Source organism: Nocardioides gansuensis (assembly GCF_003076135.1).
Lineage (GTDB): Bacteria > Actinomycetota > Actinomycetes > Propionibacteriales > Nocardioidaceae > Nocardioides > Nocardioides gansuensis.
In genome coordinates this window covers 1-255 of record NZ_QDGZ01000045.1, presented here as the reverse complement: position 1 = coordinate 255, position 255 = coordinate 1, and the positions used below count along the sequence as shown (strand labels likewise).

Genomic DNA, 255 nt, shown 5'->3' with positions numbered 1-255 from the left:
GGAGGCGCTGGCTCGTGCGGAGTCGGCGTCGCTGGATGACCTGGCCGACCGGGCCGGTTTCCTGCACGCCCGGGCGCTGGAGGCGTTGGGCCGGCTCGATGATGCGATCCTGGAGCTGGAGGCGCTGATCGGGCGGAGCACGAGCGGGCTGGTCCAGGTCCGGGCCGGGATTGCGCTCAGTCGCAGCTACCGGGACTCGGGTGACCTGACGAAGGCGATCGAGGCCGGCGAGGGGATCCTCGACCGGCTGGCCGG

General features: G+C 72.9%; 1 protein-coding gene. It reads left to right on the top strand.

From position 1 onward, the window contains the following. The coding region (locus DDE18_RS23245; RefSeq protein ID WP_211754726.1) for a hypothetical protein at positions 1-255 on the top strand (255 nt) is incomplete at both ends.